15 protein-coding genes are annotated in these 16,230 nt (G+C 65.8%); 8 read left to right on the top strand and 7 right to left on the bottom strand.

Going from position 1 to position 16,230, the window contains the following annotated elements; translation table 11 throughout:
• Nucleotides 1-11 precede the first annotated feature (11 nt).
• The 7 genes from tssH to VV867_RS27500 all read right to left on the bottom strand — a co-directional run bounded on the left by tssH (nucleotide 12) and on the right by VV867_RS27500 (nucleotide 8,857).
• Entirely contained in the window at nucleotides 12-2,624 is a 2,613-nt protein-coding gene (tssH, locus tag VV867_RS27530) for a type VI secretion system ATPase TssH (RefSeq protein ID WP_328568086.1), read from the bottom strand.
• Complete coding sequence (tssG, locus tag VV867_RS27525; RefSeq protein ID WP_089394260.1) at nucleotides 2,621-3,688, bottom strand: type VI secretion system baseplate subunit TssG; 1,068 nt, start codon at nucleotides 3,686-3,688, stop codon at nucleotides 2,621-2,623. Before tssG ends, tssH begins: the two co-directional genes overlap by 4 nt.
• Nucleotides 3,652-5,484: a type VI secretion system baseplate subunit TssF gene (gene tssF / locus VV867_RS27520; RefSeq protein ID WP_328568085.1), complete on the bottom strand. Its 1,833-nt coding sequence runs from the start codon at nucleotides 5,482-5,484 to the stop codon at nucleotides 3,652-3,654. The genes tssG and tssF overlap by 37 nt, the downstream gene beginning before the upstream one ends.
• Nucleotides 5,484-5,966, bottom strand: a complete 483-nt coding sequence (tssE, locus tag VV867_RS27515) for a type VI secretion system baseplate subunit TssE (RefSeq protein ID WP_328568084.1) — start codon at nucleotides 5,964-5,966, stop codon at nucleotides 5,484-5,486. Before tssE ends, tssF begins: the two co-directional genes overlap by 1 nt.
• Before the next feature lie 28 nt (nucleotides 5,967-5,994).
• A complete protein-coding gene (gene tssC / locus VV867_RS27510) occupies nucleotides 5,995-7,497 on the bottom strand; it encodes a type VI secretion system contractile sheath large subunit (protein WP_328568083.1) in 1,503 nt (500 codons plus the stop codon).
• 14 nt (nucleotides 7,498-7,511) lie between these two features.
• On the bottom strand, nucleotides 7,512-8,048 hold the full coding sequence (tssB, locus tag VV867_RS27505; RefSeq protein WP_109937034.1) for a type VI secretion system contractile sheath small subunit: 537 nt from the start codon (nucleotides 8,046-8,048) through the stop codon (nucleotides 7,512-7,514).
• 65 nt (nucleotides 8,049-8,113) lie between these two features.
• Nucleotides 8,114-8,857, bottom strand: a complete 744-nt coding sequence (locus VV867_RS27500; RefSeq protein ID WP_089394255.1) for a hypothetical protein — start codon at nucleotides 8,855-8,857, stop codon at nucleotides 8,114-8,116.
• A gap of 751 nt (nucleotides 8,858-9,608) precedes the next feature.
• On the opposite strand from VV867_RS27500, the gene VV867_RS27495 reads away from it, so the two are divergent.
• The 8 genes from VV867_RS27495 to VV867_RS27460 form a co-directional block, all read left to right on the top strand.
• Nucleotides 9,609-10,625, top strand: a complete 1,017-nt coding sequence (locus VV867_RS27495) for a hypothetical protein (RefSeq protein ID WP_328568082.1) — start codon at nucleotides 9,609-9,611, stop codon at nucleotides 10,623-10,625.
• 27 nt (nucleotides 10,626-10,652) lie between these two features.
• Nucleotides 10,653-11,363, top strand: coding sequence for a hypothetical protein (locus VV867_RS27490; RefSeq protein WP_328568081.1), 711 nt, complete (start codon nucleotides 10,653-10,655; stop codon nucleotides 11,361-11,363).
• Nucleotide 11,364: 1 nt separating this feature from the next.
• Nucleotides 11,365-12,087 (top strand): hypothetical protein, encoded by a 723-nt coding sequence (locus VV867_RS27485; RefSeq protein WP_328568080.1) that lies wholly within the window; start codon nucleotides 11,365-11,367, stop codon nucleotides 12,085-12,087.
• Nucleotides 12,088-12,792, top strand: a complete 705-nt coding sequence (locus VV867_RS27480) for a hypothetical protein (RefSeq protein ID WP_328568079.1) — start codon at nucleotides 12,088-12,090, stop codon at nucleotides 12,790-12,792.
• Between the two features lie 55 nt (nucleotides 12,793-12,847).
• Complete coding sequence (locus tag VV867_RS27475; RefSeq protein ID WP_328568078.1) at nucleotides 12,848-14,701, top strand: type VI secretion system Vgr family protein; 1,854 nt, start codon at nucleotides 12,848-12,850, stop codon at nucleotides 14,699-14,701.
• 10 nt (nucleotides 14,702-14,711) lie between these two features.
• Nucleotides 14,712-15,281, top strand: a complete 570-nt coding sequence (locus VV867_RS27470) for a DcrB-related protein (RefSeq protein ID WP_275629647.1) — start codon at nucleotides 14,712-14,714, stop codon at nucleotides 15,279-15,281.
• A gap of 31 nt (nucleotides 15,282-15,312) precedes the next feature.
• Nucleotides 15,313-15,780, top strand: coding sequence for a DUF1795 domain-containing protein (locus VV867_RS27465; RefSeq protein ID WP_275629646.1), 468 nt, complete (start codon nucleotides 15,313-15,315; stop codon nucleotides 15,778-15,780).
• 6 nt (nucleotides 15,781-15,786) lie between these two features.
• Nucleotides 15,787-16,230: PAAR domain-containing protein (locus VV867_RS27460; protein WP_328568077.1), on the top strand; the 444-nt coding region annotated here is incomplete at its 3' end.

Below are 16,230 nucleotides of genomic sequence, written 5' to 3'. Positions count from 1 at the left end.
GGTGGCGGCCCTCAGCGGATGCGGTAGGCGAAATCGCCATCCTTGCCCAGGCGCACGGACAGGCTCTGCAGGGGCTTGCCCTGGGCCATCCGCTCGAGGACGCGCTGGGCCAGCTCCGGCATCAGCGTCCCGGACAGGATGTTGTCGATGTTGCGCGCGCCGCTGTCGACCTCGGTGCAGCGGGCGGCGATGGCCGGGACCAGCTCGGCGTCGAAGTTCAGGCTGGCCTGGTGGTTGCGCTCGAAGCGCTGGCGCAGGCGTTCCAGCTTGAGCGCGACGATGCGCTGCAGCACGGCGTCCTGCACCGGGTAGTAGGGCACGATGTTCAGGCGGCCGAGGAAGGCCGGCTTGAACACCTGGTTGAGCGTGTCGCGCAGGCCCTCGACGATCTCCGCCGGCGCGGGGGCGGCCTCGGTACCCAGGCACCACTGCATGATGCGTTCGGTGCCGACGTTGGAGGTGAGGATGATCACCGTGTTGCGGAAGTTGATCTCGCGGCCCTCGCCGTCGTCCAGCACGCCCTTGTCGAAGACCTGGAAGAACAGCTCCAGCACGTCCGGGTGGGCCTTCTCCACCTCGTCCAGCAGCACCACGCTGTAGGGCTTGCGGCGCACCGCCTCGGTCAGCACGCCGCCCTCGCCGTAGCCGACGTAGCCCGGCGGCGAGCCCTTGAGGCTGGAGACGGTGTGCGCCTCCTGGTACTCGGACATGTTGATGGTGATCAGGTTGCGCTCGCCGCCGTAGAGGATGTCCGCCAGGGCCAGGGCGCTCTCGGTCTTGCCGACGCCGCTGGGGCCGAGCAGGAGGAACACGCCGATGGGCTTGTTCGGGTCCTCCAGGCGTGCGCGGGAGATGCGGATGCGCTTGCCGATCTCTTCCAGGGCGTGGTCCTGGCCCAGCACGCGCTCGCCGAGCAGGGCCGGCAGGCGCTGCACGGTGTCGATCTCGTCGCGCAGCATCTTGCCCAGGGGGATGCCGGTCCAGGCGGAGATCACCTCGCCGATGGTCCCGCCGTCGACGCGGGCGTGGACCAGCGGCGTCTCGCCCTGCACCTCGGCCAGCTCGGCGCGCAGTGCCGCCAGGTCCGCTCGCAGCGCCTCGCCCTCCCCCGCCTCGGCGCGGGTTTCCAGTTCGTGCAGGCGCTTGACCAGCTCCAGTTCGCGCTGCCACTGCGCCTTCAGTACTTCCTCGCGCTGGCGCGCCTGCTCCAGCGCGGCCTTCAGTTCGGCCAGGCGCGCGGTATGGTCGGCGCCGCTGGCGCTCTCCTTCTCCAGCACGGCGATCTCGGCGCGCAGGTTGTCGCCTTCGCGCAGGCAGTCTTCCAGCGCGCCGGGCTGCGCCGCCTGCGCCAGGGCCACGCGGGCGCAGGCGGTGTCGAGCACGCTCACCGCCTTGTCCGGCAGCTGGCGGCCGCTGAGGTAGCGGCTGGACAGGCGCACGGCCTGGACGATGGCATCGTCCAGCACGGCCACGCGGTGGTGCGCCTGCATCTTCTCCAGCAGGCCGCGGAGCATGTGGATGGCGCTGTCCTCGTCCGGCTCCTCCACCTTGACCACCTGGAAGCGGCGGGCCAGGGCGGCGTCCTTCTCGAAGTACTTCTTGTACTCGGCCCAGGTGGTGGCGGCGATGGTGCGCAGCTCGCCGCGGGCCAGCGCCGGCTTGAGCAGGTTGGCCGCGTCGTTCTGCCCGGCCTGGCCGCCGGAGCCGATCAGGGTGTGGGCCTCGTCGATGAACAGGATGATCGGGTGCAGGCTGCGCTTGACCTCTTCGATCACCTGCTTGAGGCGGTTCTCGAACTCGCCCTTGACCCCGGCGCCGGCCTGCAGCAGGCCCAGGTCGAGGGTGTGGATGGCCACGCCCTGCAGCGGCGGCGGCACCTCGCCCTGGGCGATGCGCAGGGCCAGGCCCTCCACCACCGCGGTCTTGCCGACGCCGGCCTCGCCGGTGAGGATCGGGTTGTTCTGCCGGCGGCGGGTGAGGATGTCGACCATCTGCCGCACTTCCGCCTCGCGGCCCAGCACCGGGTCGATGCGGCCTTCGCGGGCGTTGCGGGTCAGGTCGATGGTGTACTGGTCCAGCGCCGGCGTCTTGCCGCGCGACGCGCCCGGGGCGGCGCCGGCCGCGCCCTGCTGCGGCGCCGCCTGGGCCTGCAGCGCCTCGCCGCTGGCCTCGGTCAGCGCCACCAGGTTCAGGCGCAGGTCGTCGGGGTTGATTTTCTCCAGCTCGGGCGCGGAGCCCAGCGCCACCCGGCGCAGTTCGGCGTCGTCGAGCAACGCCTGGAACAGGTGGCCGCTGCGGATCTGCGCCTCGCCGTACTCGATGGACGCCAGCACCCAGGCGCGCTCGATCAGCCGGGTGATGTGCGGCGACAGCGCCGGGGTACGGGCGTTGCCGGTCTTGAACCCGGCCAGCGCCTGTTGCAGCTGGGCCTGCAGGCGGTCGGGGCGCACCTCGTAGTGGCGCAGGATGGCCTGCAGGTCGTTGCCCTCGGCGTCCAGCAGTTGCAGCAGCAAGTGCTCGATGTCGACGTCGTAGTGACGCTCGGCGAGGCAGAGCCCGGCCGCCCCTTCGGTGGCGCTGCGGCAGCTGTCGTCGAGCTTGGCGAACAGGGATTTCAGGTTCACAGGCGGACCCCATCGTAAGGAATGCGGAACAGTGCGCAGCGCGAGGGTTCGGCGTGCGCGCCGGGACGTTTCAGCCAGCCGAGCCGGCCCAGGGACAGCTCCCCGCCACGCCCCAGGGTGGCCAGGGGCACCGCCTCGCGGCGCAGGCGCGGGGCGATCTCGAAATCCAGCTCGGCGCCCAGGTAGAAGCGCACCAGGTCCACCAGGCGCTGGTGGTCGGCGTGGCCGGGCAGGAAGCGCCGGTAGTCCTCCAGCGCCAGCGGGCCCAGCTCGATGCGCACGCAGGACTGGTAGTCCCAGGTGCGCCGGCCGGTCACCGCGCTCTGCCCGAGCACGGCGTTGGCGCGGCCCAGGCGCGTGCGCTGCGCCGGCTCGATGTCCAGCCAGCGGCCGTTGAAGGGGCGCACGCGGATCGGCAGGGCGAAGTAGAAGCCGAGCATGGCCTCCAGGTTCAGCGGGTTGCGCGGGCGCTGGGCGAACAGGCCGGAGAAGTAGCTGAACAGCGACTGGCGCAGCGGCTGCCCCTCGCTGAACCTGCGCGCCCGGGCCCGCGGGCCGAAGCCCACCAGCGCCAGCAGGTAGCGTTCGAAGTCGGCGGCGCCCTTGCGCTCGTACTCGATGTGAAAGCGGTACTTCTGCCAGGCCTCGTAGAACAGCGCGGTCATGCGGTGCGAGAAGATGTCGAGGAAGGCGTGGGCGGCATCGTCGCGGTGCTGCACGTGGCGCTCGATGAGCAGCTCGGTGTAGGGCTGCGGCAGCACGCCCGACGGCCCCACCAGGCCCATGAAGGTGACCTGCACGTCGGTCAGCGGCTGGTCGTTGGCCGAGCGCCGGCCTTCGCGCTCGAACTGCAGGTCGCTGACCTCGCTGGCGGGGAAGCACAGCGACAGCTGCGAGCGGAAGCGCAACGGGTCGTCGTGCGGCCGCGCTTCCGGGTCGATGCGCCCGGCGCGGCTGTAGTGCAGGCGCAGCAACCGCACGAGCTGGAAGAACTCGAAACGGTACGGCTCGGCCCGCGCCTGGTCGATCAGACCAGGGCTTGCGCGCCAGTTCTGGGAGGCCATTGCACGACTCGCTTCTCGCGCTGGCGGCTGCGCAGCGTGAGTTGAGTGAAGCTGTTGATGGAGCAGTACTGGCCGAAGAAGTGGTCCAGCACCATGCCGAACAGGAAGATGCCGCTGCCGATGAACTGCTGTTCGTCCAGTTCCAGGGTGATGCCCACGCCGCGCACGAAGCTCGGGCGGGGGTGGCCGATGCGTGCCACCACCGGCTCGCTGCGGACGGCAGCGATGCCGTTGATCTGCTTGCGCACCGCCGAGGCGTTGCTGTAGTCGTACAGCGCCAGCATTTCCAGCAGCGCCTCGCGGCCCTGGGACACCAGCGACATGTGGTTCAGCCCCAGGTGCGCCACCAGGCGCCAGATCAGCCCGTTGCCCAGGGGCGGCCGCGCGCTGGCGGTGGGCTTGCGCAGGCAGCGGATGCTCTGCACCACCGGGTTGCGGTCGAGGCTGAAATCGCCCTGGGCGCCGCCGTAGGGCAGCAGCATCGGCAGGTCGCGGTTGCTGCAGGTGAGGGTCATGCTCAGGGTGTCGGCGCTGGCGTCGATCAGCTCCAGCTCGCGGTCCACCAGGCGGATGAACATGTCGCTGCCGGCGTCCTGGCTGCGCTGCGACGGCCGGCGCCGGCCGATCCAGTAGGTGGCGTGGCTGTCCAGCTCGCCACGCGGCTCGAAGAACGGGTGGCAGGTGCTCACCTGGTCCAGGTTGCCGACCTTGCGCACCCGCCGCACGCGGTCGATGGACACCACTTCCACCGCGGTCTGCTGGCGCACGTCCGGCACCACCGGGTACTCGTGGCGGGCGTGGCTCAGCTTGATCGGCTCGGCCTGCTGGCGGAACAGGTTGATCACCGGCGTGCAGCCGAGCTTGAAGTGGTTGCGGTTGATGGTCTGCGCCAGCCGCGCCAGGCGCTCGCCGAGGTCGTAGTCGGCGAAGTAGAAGTTGACCTCCACCGCGTGCAGCGGCTTGCCGGCCAGCACCCGGCCCAGCCCTTCGAGGTCGAAGAACATGAACTTGTCGGGGAAGGTGAAGTACTCGTGCAGCAGGCGGTAGCCGAGGAAGGAGCGCTCGGAGTAGTCCACCAGCCCCTCGTCCAGGGCATAGCCCACCGGCTTGAGCGCCCCCGCCGGCAGTGCCACCTCGCGACGGCGGCCGTCCTCCTCGAAGACCAGGGTGACCTTCGCCAGGTTGTTGAACAGCAGTTCGTAGAGCGGCAGCATCAGGGTGCTTTCGCCGTCCAGGAAGAAGCGCAGGCGCTCGATGGCCAGCTTGCCGAAGGGCACTTCGGTGGTGCACTGCAGTCCGATGCGCAGGCGCGCCACCAGGTCGGCGCTGTGGCCGTTGAAGGCCGAGCGCTCCAGCTCGGCGAAAGTGGCCTCGCGCACCGCGATGGGCCACAGGTCCACCGGGTAGCAGGTCCTGAACTTGCAGGTCTGCCCGTCCACCACCCGCGAGTTGAGCTGGCTGTGCCGCTCGATGCGGTAGTGGCCGGTGATGGGGCTGCGCTCGCCGGCGCTGAACTCGACGATCGACAGCGAAGGCGTGGGCCGCAGGTAGTGCGGGTACAGCACCTCGAGGAAGGCCTCGACTATCTCGGGGAACTCGTCGTCCAGCTTCTTGTGCACCCGCGCAGCGAGGAACGCGAACGCCTCGATCAGGCGCTCGGTGTGCGGGTCCTCGCAGTTGTCCCCCTCGATCAGCAGGCGCGAGGCGATCTTCGGATACTGCCGCGCGAACTCCTGGCCGAGGAAACGCAGATGCGACAGTTCCTTCTCGTAGTAGGGAAGCAGGTCGTCGAGCATCAGTTGAGGTTCTGCACTGTGTATTCCTGGGTATTCACCTGCAGCACCGCGTCGAACGAGACCTGCCGCGTGGCGTCGTGCAGGCGCAGCAGGGCGTCGACGCGGAAGGTCAGCATGCGCTGGCTGAGCTGCTGGTTGAGCAGTTGCACGCGGACGTTGCGGAAACGCCGGTCGCCGATCTCGATGGCCCGCTCCAGCTGGCGCTGGATCTGCAGGCGGTCCTCGGGGTTGAGCACGCCCTTGCTGGTGAAGTCCGGCATGCCGTACTCGAGGATCGAGCCGCGCAGTTGCGGGAACGCCTCCAGGCCGCCGGCAAGCAGGCATTGCCGGGTGTTCACCAGGATCTCCAGGTCACGCACCACCCGCGCCTTGTACTCGGCGAGCGAGTAGAGGCGCTGGTCGAGGGCTTCCCGCGGTTGCTGGGGCTGGTCGTCGAGCAACCGGTCCAGCAGGGTCGGTATCAGCTTGTGCGAGCTGCTCATGCTGCCACTCCTTGGCAAGGGCTCGCGGTCAGCCGCGGGTGGACTGCGGCAGTTCGGCGACCAGGCGCAGCGACGCGGTCAGTTCGTCGAGCTGGTAGTGCGGGCGCAGGAAGGTCACCGCCTTGTACACCCCCGGCTTGCCCGGCACCTCGGCCACCTCGGCCTGGGCCTCGCGCAGCGGGAACTTGGCCTTGGCCTCCTGGCTGGCGGTGTCGTCCAGCAGCACGTAGCTGGCCAGCCAGTTGTTGAGGAAGGTTTCCACGTCCTTGCGCGAGGCGAAGCTGCCGATCTTGTCGCGCATGATCGCCTTCATGTAGTGGGCGATGCGCGAGGTGGCGAAGATGTACTGCAGTTGCGCCGACAGCCGCGCGTTGGCGTTGGCGATGTCGGTGTTGTACTGCTTCTGCTTCTGCGCCGACTGGGTGCCGAAGAAGGCCGCGTAGTCGGTGCCCTTGCAGTGCACCAGCGGGATGAAGCCGAGGTCCGACAGCTCCTTCTCGCGGCGGTCGGTGATGGCGATCTCGGTCGGGCACTTCAGGGCGATCTCGCCGTCGTCGGTGCGGAAGGTGTGGGTCGGCAGGCCTTCCACCAGGCCACCGCCCTCCACGCCACGGATGGCCACGCACCAGCCGTAGCGGGCGAAGGCGTCGGTGATGCGGGTGCCCAGGGCGTAGGCGGCGTTCATCCACAGGTACTTGTTGTGGTCGCGGCCGTCGACGTTCTCGACGAAGTTGAACTCTTCCACCGGCGCGGTATCCGGGCCGTAGGGCAGGCGCCCGAGCACGTGGGGCACGGTCAGGCCGACGTAGCGGGAATCCTCGGAACTGCGGAAGGACTTCCACTTGGCGTACTCGACAGTATCGAAGATCTTCGCCAGGTCGCGCGGGCCGGCCATGTCGGTGAAGGCGTCCCAGCCGAACAGCTCCGGCGAGGCCGCCGAGATGAAGGGCGCGTGGGCCGCGGCGGCGACGTGGGAAGCCTCCTCCAGCAGGTACATGTCCTCGGGGCTGCGGGTGAACTCGTAGTCGCCCAGCAGCATGCCGAAGGGAGCGCCGCCGAAGGTGCCGTACTCTTCCTCGTAGACCTTCTTGAACAGCGCGCTCTGGTCGAACTCCGAGGCCGACTTGAAGTCGCGCACCAGGTCCTTCTTGGTGGCGTTGAGCATCTGGATCTTCAGGTGGGTGCCGGTCTCGGTCTGGTCCACCAGGTACTTCAGGCCGCGCCAGGAGGCTTCCAGCTGCTGGAACTCGCGGGCATGCATGATCTCGTTCATCTGCTCGGAGAGCATCGAGTCGATCTCGGCGATGCGCGCGTCGAGCACCGCGATCAGGTCCTTGCTGGGGGTCATCTCCCCTTCCAGCACCTGGGAGACCAGCTCGCCGATCAGGTCGCGGGTACGCGAGCGCTCGGACTCCGAGCGGGCCACGCGGCTTTCCGAGATGATGCTGTCGAGCAGCGAGGCCTGCGGTGCGAAGGCCTCGACGTCCTCGGCGGCGGTGGTGCGCTGGGCCGCGGTTTGTTGGTCGGTCATGTTCGAACTCCTGGTCAGGCCTGTTTGCCGTCGTCGCTGGGCAGCGCGGCCTCGCGGCCGAATTCCTTGCCGAGGGTCTTGAGCTTCTCGGTGTTCTGCAGCACGTCCATGAGCAGTTCCTCGAGCTTGTCGTTGCCGCCCATCTTGTTGCGCAGGTCGGCCAGCTTGTTGCGCACCTCCAGCAGCTTGCGCAGCGGCTCCACCTGCCTGACCACGTTCTGCGGCTCGAAGTCTTCCAGGGCGTTGAAGTTCAGCTCGACGCCGAGCTGGGTGCCGTCCTTGGCCAGGGTGTTGTCCACCCGGTAGGTCAGGCGCGGGCGCACGCCCTTGAGCACGCTGTTGAAGTTGTCGCGATCGATGAACACGAACTTGCGGTCCTTCAGCCGCGGCAGCGGTTCCAGCGGGTTGCCGGAGTAGTCGCCGAGCACGCCGACGACGAAGGGCAGTTCCTTCTTCTCGATGGCGTCGCCGACGTCCACGTCGTAGGTGATGTGCACACGCGGCGCGCGGACGCGGTCGAGCTTGTGCTGGGTGCTTTCCTTCTTCGCCATGGCTGATTCCTCTCCGAATCCTGTCGCTGTCACTACGGCCGGGCGGCGGTCGCCGGGCCTTTTCCTCACAAGCCTTCGACGGTCTGCAGCAGTCGTTGGCGGATGTCGTCCTGCATGCCGAGGATGTCCTCCCGGCTCACCAACTCCTCGAAGGTGGCGTTGCCGGAAATCTCGGTGGCGCTGCGGATCACCGACTCGTCCGGCAGGCTCGAGCGCACCGGCGAGCTGATCACGCAGAACGGCAGGTCGCCGAACTCCTTCAGGCGCTCGAAGCTCACCGGGAAGCGCAGCCCCAGCAGCAGGCGGCCCAGGCCGCCGGACTTGCTGAAGCAGTAGAAGAGCACCAGGTAGTGGATGACGAACCGGTAGAGCTCGGCGTTGCTGCGGTTCGGGTCCTTGATGACCTTGCGGAAGCGCTCCAGCTCGAACGACTGGAAGCCCACCACCCAGCGCGTCGGGCTGGTCACCCGTACCGTGCGCCCGGCCAGCGGCAGGTCGTATTCCAGGGCGTACAGCTCGGGGGTGGTGTTGAGCAGGTTGAGAGGCACCTCCAGCTCGTGGATCAGGCTGAAGGGCGCGGCGGAACCGATACGGTCGTACAGTTCCTTGAATTCCTTGAAGTGGTGCTGGGTCTCGCGGCCGCTGCTGCGCGGCGCGCCCTGCAGGTATTCGCCGAACAGGTGCTGCGGCCGCACCAGCATGGCGAGGGTGGCCAGGTAGTCGGCGGCCTGCGAACGCAAGGCATCGGAAATCGCCCGGGTCTGCTTGCGCAGGCGGATCAACGCCTCGATGTCGAGTCCCTGGCTCATGCGAATGCCTTCCCGTCCCTGTTTCGCGGTGCCCTTGGCGGGCTGCCCGCTGATGCTCGTCTACGCAAAGCAGCCGCTCGAGAGCGGCTGTATCGATGGTGTGAAACCCGCCGGGGCTGCCCCGGGTGCCGTCACTGAGGGTGACGTTCCAGGGTAGAGCCGGGCGAATGACTACATGCGAATTATTCTTCGCAGCATCCCGGGAAGGCGGCAATGATGGCCACAAGACGCCCTTTTGACATCAATCACCCTGCCACGACCAACGCCGCCAATGGCCAGAACCCTTGGAGAATGCGGGCTGCGCTGCAATAGTAATTTTCATGATAGTGATCCACTCCACACTTTCCCGCCATTGGAATGGATCATCGCTGATACACCGAATAGCGAATTTCCTACACGCATTTGCGAGATAAGCGGCGGAGGCGGAAGGAACTAACCGCTGTGCGGCCCGTCTTAGGTCATACCGCGAAACCCTTTAAGGACGGGCCTTACAGCCGAAAAGAAAGGGAAGCCGGCAAAGCAAAATGCCACTACCCACGGTTATCAGCTGCCGCTTGACAGTTCGTTTCGATCGGTTTTTCCTTCGCACCCCATGAGTGGGGAAAGCTTTCTGCAGGATGCGCAACATGAATTCATTTCATGAATACGAAACGAAGCTCGGAACATCGCCAGGCATGGTCCTGCCCTGCTCTCGCACCATGCCCCGCCGCAATTACAGCGGCGCCATCTACCTCCCCTCGGGTAGCCGTCCATGAGCGGCCCGTTCTATCCCTGCACCAGAGAAGACCCCATGGGCCGGGGGCCGCAAGGCCTGCTCGGCGAGGGCGAGCTGCCCTGGCCGGAAGTGGTGGCGGCACGGGCTTTCCCTTCGCAAATCAACATCGGTGGGGAGTACGTTACCGATGACTACAGCGGAGCGATGTTCCTCGCTGGCGAACTGGCGACGGCGGATAGCGGCATGCCCGCAGAAGAGGCCGAGGAATCGCTGGCGTTGCTGGTGTTTCTTTTCGGCAAGCTGAAGCAGGTCGGCAAGACCTCGGCGAAGGAAATGGAGGTGCTGCGCAAGCAGGCCGAGGCGATCCCAGTGGTGGGGCCGTTGTTGTTTTCGCCTACCAATCTTCCAGGAACCGTCCTCAGCACAATTGGGATGACTCATTCAGGAATTCAGACTCGAAAGCTGATCGACCTGCTCGACATCAAGAGCCCGCTGAAGAAAGAGCTCCTGAGATGGCACAAAACAAGGGGGCAAATCCGTAAAGCCAGCACTCGGAAGATGTTCAATCGACGCATCAAGCTGATCTATTCCGGCAACGCCCTAAAGTTCCAGATCCCAGCCAGTTCAACAGCTTCAATCTATCGCCTTGGCGATCTTTATTCCGGAGGCAAAATACAAGTTCCTCGATCACAAATCACTAGCACACTGGAAAAAAGAATTTTCATAGATTCAAAGATGTATGGAGCCAAAGGCTTTGGGAAGCTAATAGGTAGCACCTCGGTGGGGACTCTTCTGAGTATTGGCCCACAAGCATACATCGATGCCAAAGAATCGAAAGATCTCCAAGAGTTTCTAAATCGCTCTGCATATAGCCAAGTTGGCAATGTCGCTGGACTGGCTGCTGGAGTAGTGGTGGGCTTGGTTGGCGGACCTGCAATTCTAGTAATCGCAGGAGGACTAATATTCGGCATGGCCGCTCAATACGTGATTGGAGAGTCCGGCACGGACAAGAAGGTCGGAGATATTCTAACCGGCAAGAAATCGCTGTGGTGAGGACAGGACCTTTATAGGTATAGGAAAATGATTTTCAGCACTCTGGACCAGCTACGCACAAGCACACTGGCTAGTCTAATTCTCCAGATTTTCTTCGCTGGCTTTCTGGTAGTGGCTTTGCCCGCCTTGCTAATCCCATATCTATTGGTAGTGCTTCTCTTAATCGTCTGGCGACTCTTCACGCTCTACCTCAGCGAAAGCTTTAGCAACTACGCTTGCTTGTCGCTGTACCTGAAACTGAGTATCAGCCCCATTGTGGCGGCAGCGGTTGCTGCGACCTTGCTACACGACTCGGCCCCACCCGCCGCGATCTGGGGGAGTGTCCTTGCTCCCCTGGCCATATGTTCGGTGCTGAGCTGGCTATTCAGCCGACACGATTGGAAACACCGTACATTCTCGGTTGAAGATGGTCGGTTGAGTTCCCATGGGGAACCAGAAAGCCGTTTCCGGTGGCCTTTCCTGCTAGGTGGCGGGGCAACCCTGATCGGCGGCACGCTTGGCGGCAAGGAATATTTTCCCTACGTATTGATACTGCTCTGCCTCGGCCTCGGTCTGTGCACCATCTACTACTATCGCTACGCGCTTTTCGATCTCAGAACACTCAGAGCCGAGGAGCGGCGAGCGAACACCCGCTTCGCATTCCCAAACATTGCTGAAATCCGTGAATGGCGCAGTCGCTCGCTATTGGGCCGGATACTCGCGCGGCTGCAACGCCTTCGCAAAAAAGAGGGTTGCTGACGTGCTTTCTTCAAGCCCGCACACCCTCATCAAGGTGACTAGAGGCTGGCTGTTCCTCCTGGCCATATTGCTGGCATCGCTTTGCCTGATCCTGCCCATCATGGTCGCCCCCTCTTTCGTGGCCTTCGTCCTGGCGGCCTGTTGGCGTGCCCGCGACGTATACCTGAGCGATAGCTACAGCGATTACTGCGGGCTGATGCTTTTCCAGGGCCTGTCCATCCTGCCCTTCCTCTCGTTGCTGCTGGTGACACTGCTGGGCACTCGCGATCTTGGCTGGTCCCCCATGGCCAGCCTGGCGCTCGGCTGCATACCGGCACTGCTGACACTGGCCACCTACCAACAGGCCAAGCGGAGCAAGGCGGCTCCGCTGCCCTACGACATCCGTGACGGCCGAGTCCATCCACGCGCCCGGCAGCATCGCAAGGTCAACCTCCTCTGGCTGGCGGCAGCCATCGGTGCGATGAGCGTCCTCATGCCACAGGTCCGTGGCGCATCGGCTACGCCGCTGATATTGCTGGCGGTAACGTCGACGCTCGCCGTCGTCATGACGCTTTCCGTCAGGCAGACGATCGCAGCCTTCGCCCAGTTGCGGGAGGCGGAGCGGAAGAACGGCGTGCGCTACCTCTTCGGGAACCTCGAAGAGATCCATGCCTGGCGCTCCCGCTCCTACACCGCCCGGCTGTTCGCCCGGCTCGACAATGCCCTGGGCAAGAGGAGGGGCTGAATGGTCGACACCTCCCTCTGGAGAATCCGCCGCAGCGGGCTGGCATTCTTCCTGTACGTCGCCATGATGCCGGGGTTCATGACCCTGGCATTGCCGTTCCTGCTGGTGCCCTATCTACTCAGTCTCGTCGCCGCCCTGGCCATGGCCCTGTACCAGACCTACGTCAACGAGAGCTTCATCCGCTATGCCCGCTGGTATCTTTTCCTCAACCTGTCCGTCGCCCCCATCCTGGGCATCACGTTGCTCTGCACCTACGGCGACAAGGATGCGCACTGGAGCGACGCAAAAACCTTCCTGCTGAGCGTCGCCGTCGCCCTTTTTTGCGTGCTGTTGTACGCAGCAATGAAGCGCATCGACTACCGGCAGCTCCCATTCGATTCGCGCCGGGAACGGGTGATCTGCTTCAACTCGCCCAACAGGCACGACCGGCTGGCCATGCTGGGTGCAGGGCTTTCCTGCACGCTCTACCCGTTGCTTCGCGACAAGGCGGAATTGCCGCTCTGGCTGATGGCCCTGAGTGCATCCTTCGGCCTGTACCAGTTCCTCCACTACCGGAAGGTCATCGCTGGGCTGCCACGCCTGCATGTCGAAGAGCGCCGGCTCAAGACCACCTACACCTTCGAGAACATCGAGGAAATCCGCCAGTGGCGCGCCCGTTCGCCACTGGCCCGGCTGTTCGTCCGACTGGCGCCGCCACCCCATTGAAAGGATGCCGCCGCACCGTTCCCGGCGCGGCCCCAGTGTTACGCAGGAGAACGACATGCTGATGGATCTCGCCGCCCTCTTCATCCCGCAGAACCGGCGCCTGGTGAAACTGACCACGCCGCTGCAGTCCGCCCAGGAACTGCTGCTCGATCACTTCACAGGCGGCGAAGGGTTGTCCCGGCTGTTCAGCTTCAACATGGGGCTGATCAGCCAGGACGCCCACATCGAGCTGAAGTCGCTGATCGGCAAGCCGGCGCTGCTGGAGATCGAGCTGGCCGACGGCGGCACGCGACCGATCCACGGCTATATCACGCGCTTCGCCAGCAACGGCAGCGACGGCGGCCTGGCCCATTATTCGGCGACCCTCAGCCCCTGGCTGTGGATGCTCGGCCGGCGCTTCGACTCGCGCATCTTCCAGGACCAGACCGTGGAGCAGGTGATCACCCAGGTGTTCTCCCCCTACGGCGCGCTGCCCAAGTTCGAGTTCCGCCTGAGCAAGGCGCTCAAGCCGCACAGCTACATCACCCAGTACCGCGAGAGCGACCTCAACTTCGTCCAGCGCCTGCTGGATAACGAAGGCCTGTTCTACTACTTCGAGCACACCAACGAGCAGCACACCCTGGTGGTGATGGACGACTCCACCCTGCTCAAACCGCTGCCGGCGCAGCCGCGGATCCGCTACCACAGCGCCGCGGTCACCGAGAGCGCCGACTCCATCACCGGCTGGAGCGGTCAGCGCCAGTTGCAGTCCGGCCGCGTGGCGATGCAGACCTTCGACTACAAGCAGCCGGGCAACCTGCTGCAGGTGGGCCTGGACAGCGTCAACCAGCAGGGCGACGTCGAGGCCTTCGAGATCTTCGACTTCCCCGGCCAGTACACCCACGGCACCCACGACGACGGCGAGGCGCTGGTGCGCAACCGCCTGGAGGCGCTGGAGGTGCAGGCCAAGCTGTTCTACGGCGCGAGCAACTGCCGCGGCATGAGCCCCGGATACACCTTCGAGCTGCTGCAGCACTACGACCATGACAACGATAGTGCCGACGACCGCCAGTTCCTCCTGCTCGGCGTGCAGCACGGCGGCAGCAACAACTACCTCACCGGCGACGAGGCGCACTACACCAACGAGTTCACCTGCATCCGCCGCAAGATCCCCTATCGCCCGCAGCCAGCTGTCGAACGTCCGCGCATCTCCGGCCCGCAGACCGCCATCGTCGTCGGCCCGCCCGGCGAGGAGATCTTCACCGACAGCCTCGGCCGGGTGAAGCTGCAGTTCCACTGGGACCGCTACGGCCAGCGCGACGACAAGAGCTCCTGCTGGGTGCGGGTGGCCCAGGCCTGGGCCAGCGGCGGCTTCGGCAGCATCCAGATCCCGCGGGTGGGCGACGAAGTGGTGGTCTCCTTCCTCGACGGCAACCCGGACCGCCCGCTGGTCACTGGCAGCCTCTACAACAGCCAGAACATGCCGCCCTGGTCACTGCCGGAGAACAAGACGCAGAGCGGCTTCCTCACCCGCTCGACCAAGAGCGGCGCGGCCGCGGCCAACTTCATCCGCTTCGAGGACAAGCAGGGCGCCGAGCAGGTGATCATCCACGCCGAGCGCTTCATGGACACCGAGGTGGAGCTGGACGAGACCCACAGCGTCGGCAACAACCGCAGCATCACCGTGGGCGGCACCCATACCGAGACCATCAAGAAGGACACCCTGGTCAACGTCCAGGAAGGCGCCTACACCCTGGTGGTCGGCCAGCAGCACATCCAGATCGAGGCCAAGACCCACATCATCCTGCGCGTGGGCAACAGCAGCATCACCCTCACACCCGAGGCCATCGAGATCCAGGCCGACGCCATCCATACCCTGAGCAAGGGCGAGACCTTCGTCGAAGGCCAGCCGGTACGGATCAACAAGTGAGGGCACGCCCATGAGAAGCAGCAGCATCTACGACCGCCTGGCGCAGCGCCGGCAAACACCGGAGCCCGCGCCGGAACAGCCGCCCCAGGCTCCCGAGGCCGCACCGCCCTGCCCTGCTCCGGCCGCCGGGCCGCTGCGTGAAGGCGCCAACGGCGTGACCCTCGCCGGCTTGCTGGTGGCCTTGCCCGAGGCCTATGGAGTGCGCGGCATCGAGGTGACCCTGGAGCGCAACAGCCGGCCGCTGGCCCTGGGCCTGAAGAAGCGCCCCGCCCCGGAACAGCTCGGCCTCGACCAGGCCATGGACAGCCTGTTGGCCAGCCTGGAGAAGCGCCATGCCGACCTGCGCATCGTGCGCCGCGCTCCCCGCCAGCTCGCCGGCCACCCTGCGCAGCAGGTCGACTACCTCTACCGCGACGGCCAGCAGGCGCGCCATGGCCGCGTGGTCGGCGCGCTGCTGCCGCTGGCCGGCGGCCCGCGCCAGTGGCTGAGCCTGTCCACCGTGCTCGATCCGAACCAGGCCGAACTGGCCGAGTGGCTGATCGACTTCGACGCCATGCTCGACGAACTGCGCCTGGCCTGACCTCCTCACCGTTTCACGACAGGAACACCCCATGGATTACCAACTCCAGGAAGGACAGATCACCCTCCCCGAAGGCTACCAGGACCGCAGCGTGAACATGTTCGTGCTCGGCAACAGCGTGCCGGCGCCATTGAGCATCACCGTCTCGCGCGACAACCTGCTGCCCGGCGAAACCCTCAAGCCCTACGTCGAACGCCAGGTCAAGCTGATCGGCGCCAAGCTGCGCGGTTACACCCTGCTCGGCAAGAAACCGGCCAGCCTGGGCGAGCCGGCGCTCGAAGGCATCCAGGTGGACGCCTACTACCTCAACGACGGCCGCCCGCTGTACCAGCGCCAGGCCGCCTTCGAGATCGAGCCGGGCCGTGCTCTGGTGTTCTCCACCACCAGCCAGGGCGACTTCAGCACCTCGCAGAGCCAGGCCTGGCTCGACCTGCTGGCCAGCTTCCGCCTACGCCAGGCGCCCACCCTCCCGGAAGACGCCGCCGGCGACACGGAGTGAGCCGCCATGTACGAAGCCGCTCGCCTGCATGACGAGATCGCCCATACCAGCGCGCTGGCGGGCTTTCTCATCGGCGCCGCGCTGGGGATAGCGCTGGTCGCCACGGTGGCCATCGCCACCTTCACCTGTGGATTCGGCGTGGCCCTCCTGGCCGGTATTCTCGCAGGCGTCGGAGGTAGCCTGCTCACCGCCGCCGGCGAAGCCATAGGGCGGATGTTCACCTCGCCAGCGGGGATGATCGACAAGGGCTCGCCCAACGTCTACATCAACCAGCGCAACGCCGCCCACGTCGAACGCAGCACAGCCATCTGCGACAAGCACCCGCCGCTGATCCAGGTGGCCGAAGGCTCCAGCAACGTCTTCATCAACGACGTCGCCGCCGCGCGCAAGGGCGACAAGCTCACCTGCGGCGCCAAGATCGATGGCGGTTCCTCCGACGTCTTCATCGGC

This window comes from Pseudomonas sp. JH-2 (assembly GCF_036231725.1).
GTDB lineage: Bacteria > Pseudomonadota > Gammaproteobacteria > Pseudomonadales > Pseudomonadaceae > Pseudomonas > Pseudomonas delhiensis.
Note: the sequence above shows the minus strand (reverse complement) of the source record. Positions and strands in the feature narration are given on the sequence as shown.

Coding starts and splice junctions, on each gene's coding strand:
- tssG (WP_089394260.1), bottom strand. CDS start 3,688: ATGGCCTCCCAGAACTGGCGCGCAAGCCCTGGTCTGATCGACCAGGCG.
- tssF (WP_328568085.1), bottom strand. CDS start 5,484: ATGCTCGACGACCTGCTTCCCTACTACGAGAAGGAACTGTCGCATCTG.
- tssE (WP_328568084.1), bottom strand. CDS start 5,966: ATGAGCAGCTCGCACAAGCTGATACCGACCCTGCTGGACCGGTTGCTC.
- tssC (WP_328568083.1), bottom strand. CDS start 7,497: ATGACCGACCAACAAACCGCGGCCCAGCGCACCACCGCCGCCGAGGAC.
- tssB (WP_109937034.1), bottom strand. CDS start 8,048: ATGGCGAAGAAGGAAAGCACCCAGCACAAGCTCGACCGCGTCCGCGCG.
- VV867_RS27500 (WP_089394255.1), bottom strand. CDS start 8,857: ATGAGCCAGGGACTCGACATCGAGGCGTTGATCCGCCTGCGCAAGCAG.
- VV867_RS27495 (WP_328568082.1), top strand. CDS start 9,609: ATGAGCGGCCCGTTCTATCCCTGCACCAGAGAAGACCCCATGGGCCGG.
- VV867_RS27490 (WP_328568081.1), top strand. CDS start 10,653: ATGATTTTCAGCACTCTGGACCAGCTACGCACAAGCACACTGGCTAGT.
- VV867_RS27480 (WP_328568079.1), top strand. CDS start 12,088: ATGGTCGACACCTCCCTCTGGAGAATCCGCCGCAGCGGGCTGGCATTC.
- VV867_RS27475 (WP_328568078.1), top strand. CDS start 12,848: ATGCTGATGGATCTCGCCGCCCTCTTCATCCCGCAGAACCGGCGCCTG.
- VV867_RS27470 (WP_275629647.1), top strand. CDS start 14,712: ATGAGAAGCAGCAGCATCTACGACCGCCTGGCGCAGCGCCGGCAAACA.
- VV867_RS27465 (WP_275629646.1), top strand. CDS start 15,313: ATGGATTACCAACTCCAGGAAGGACAGATCACCCTCCCCGAAGGCTAC.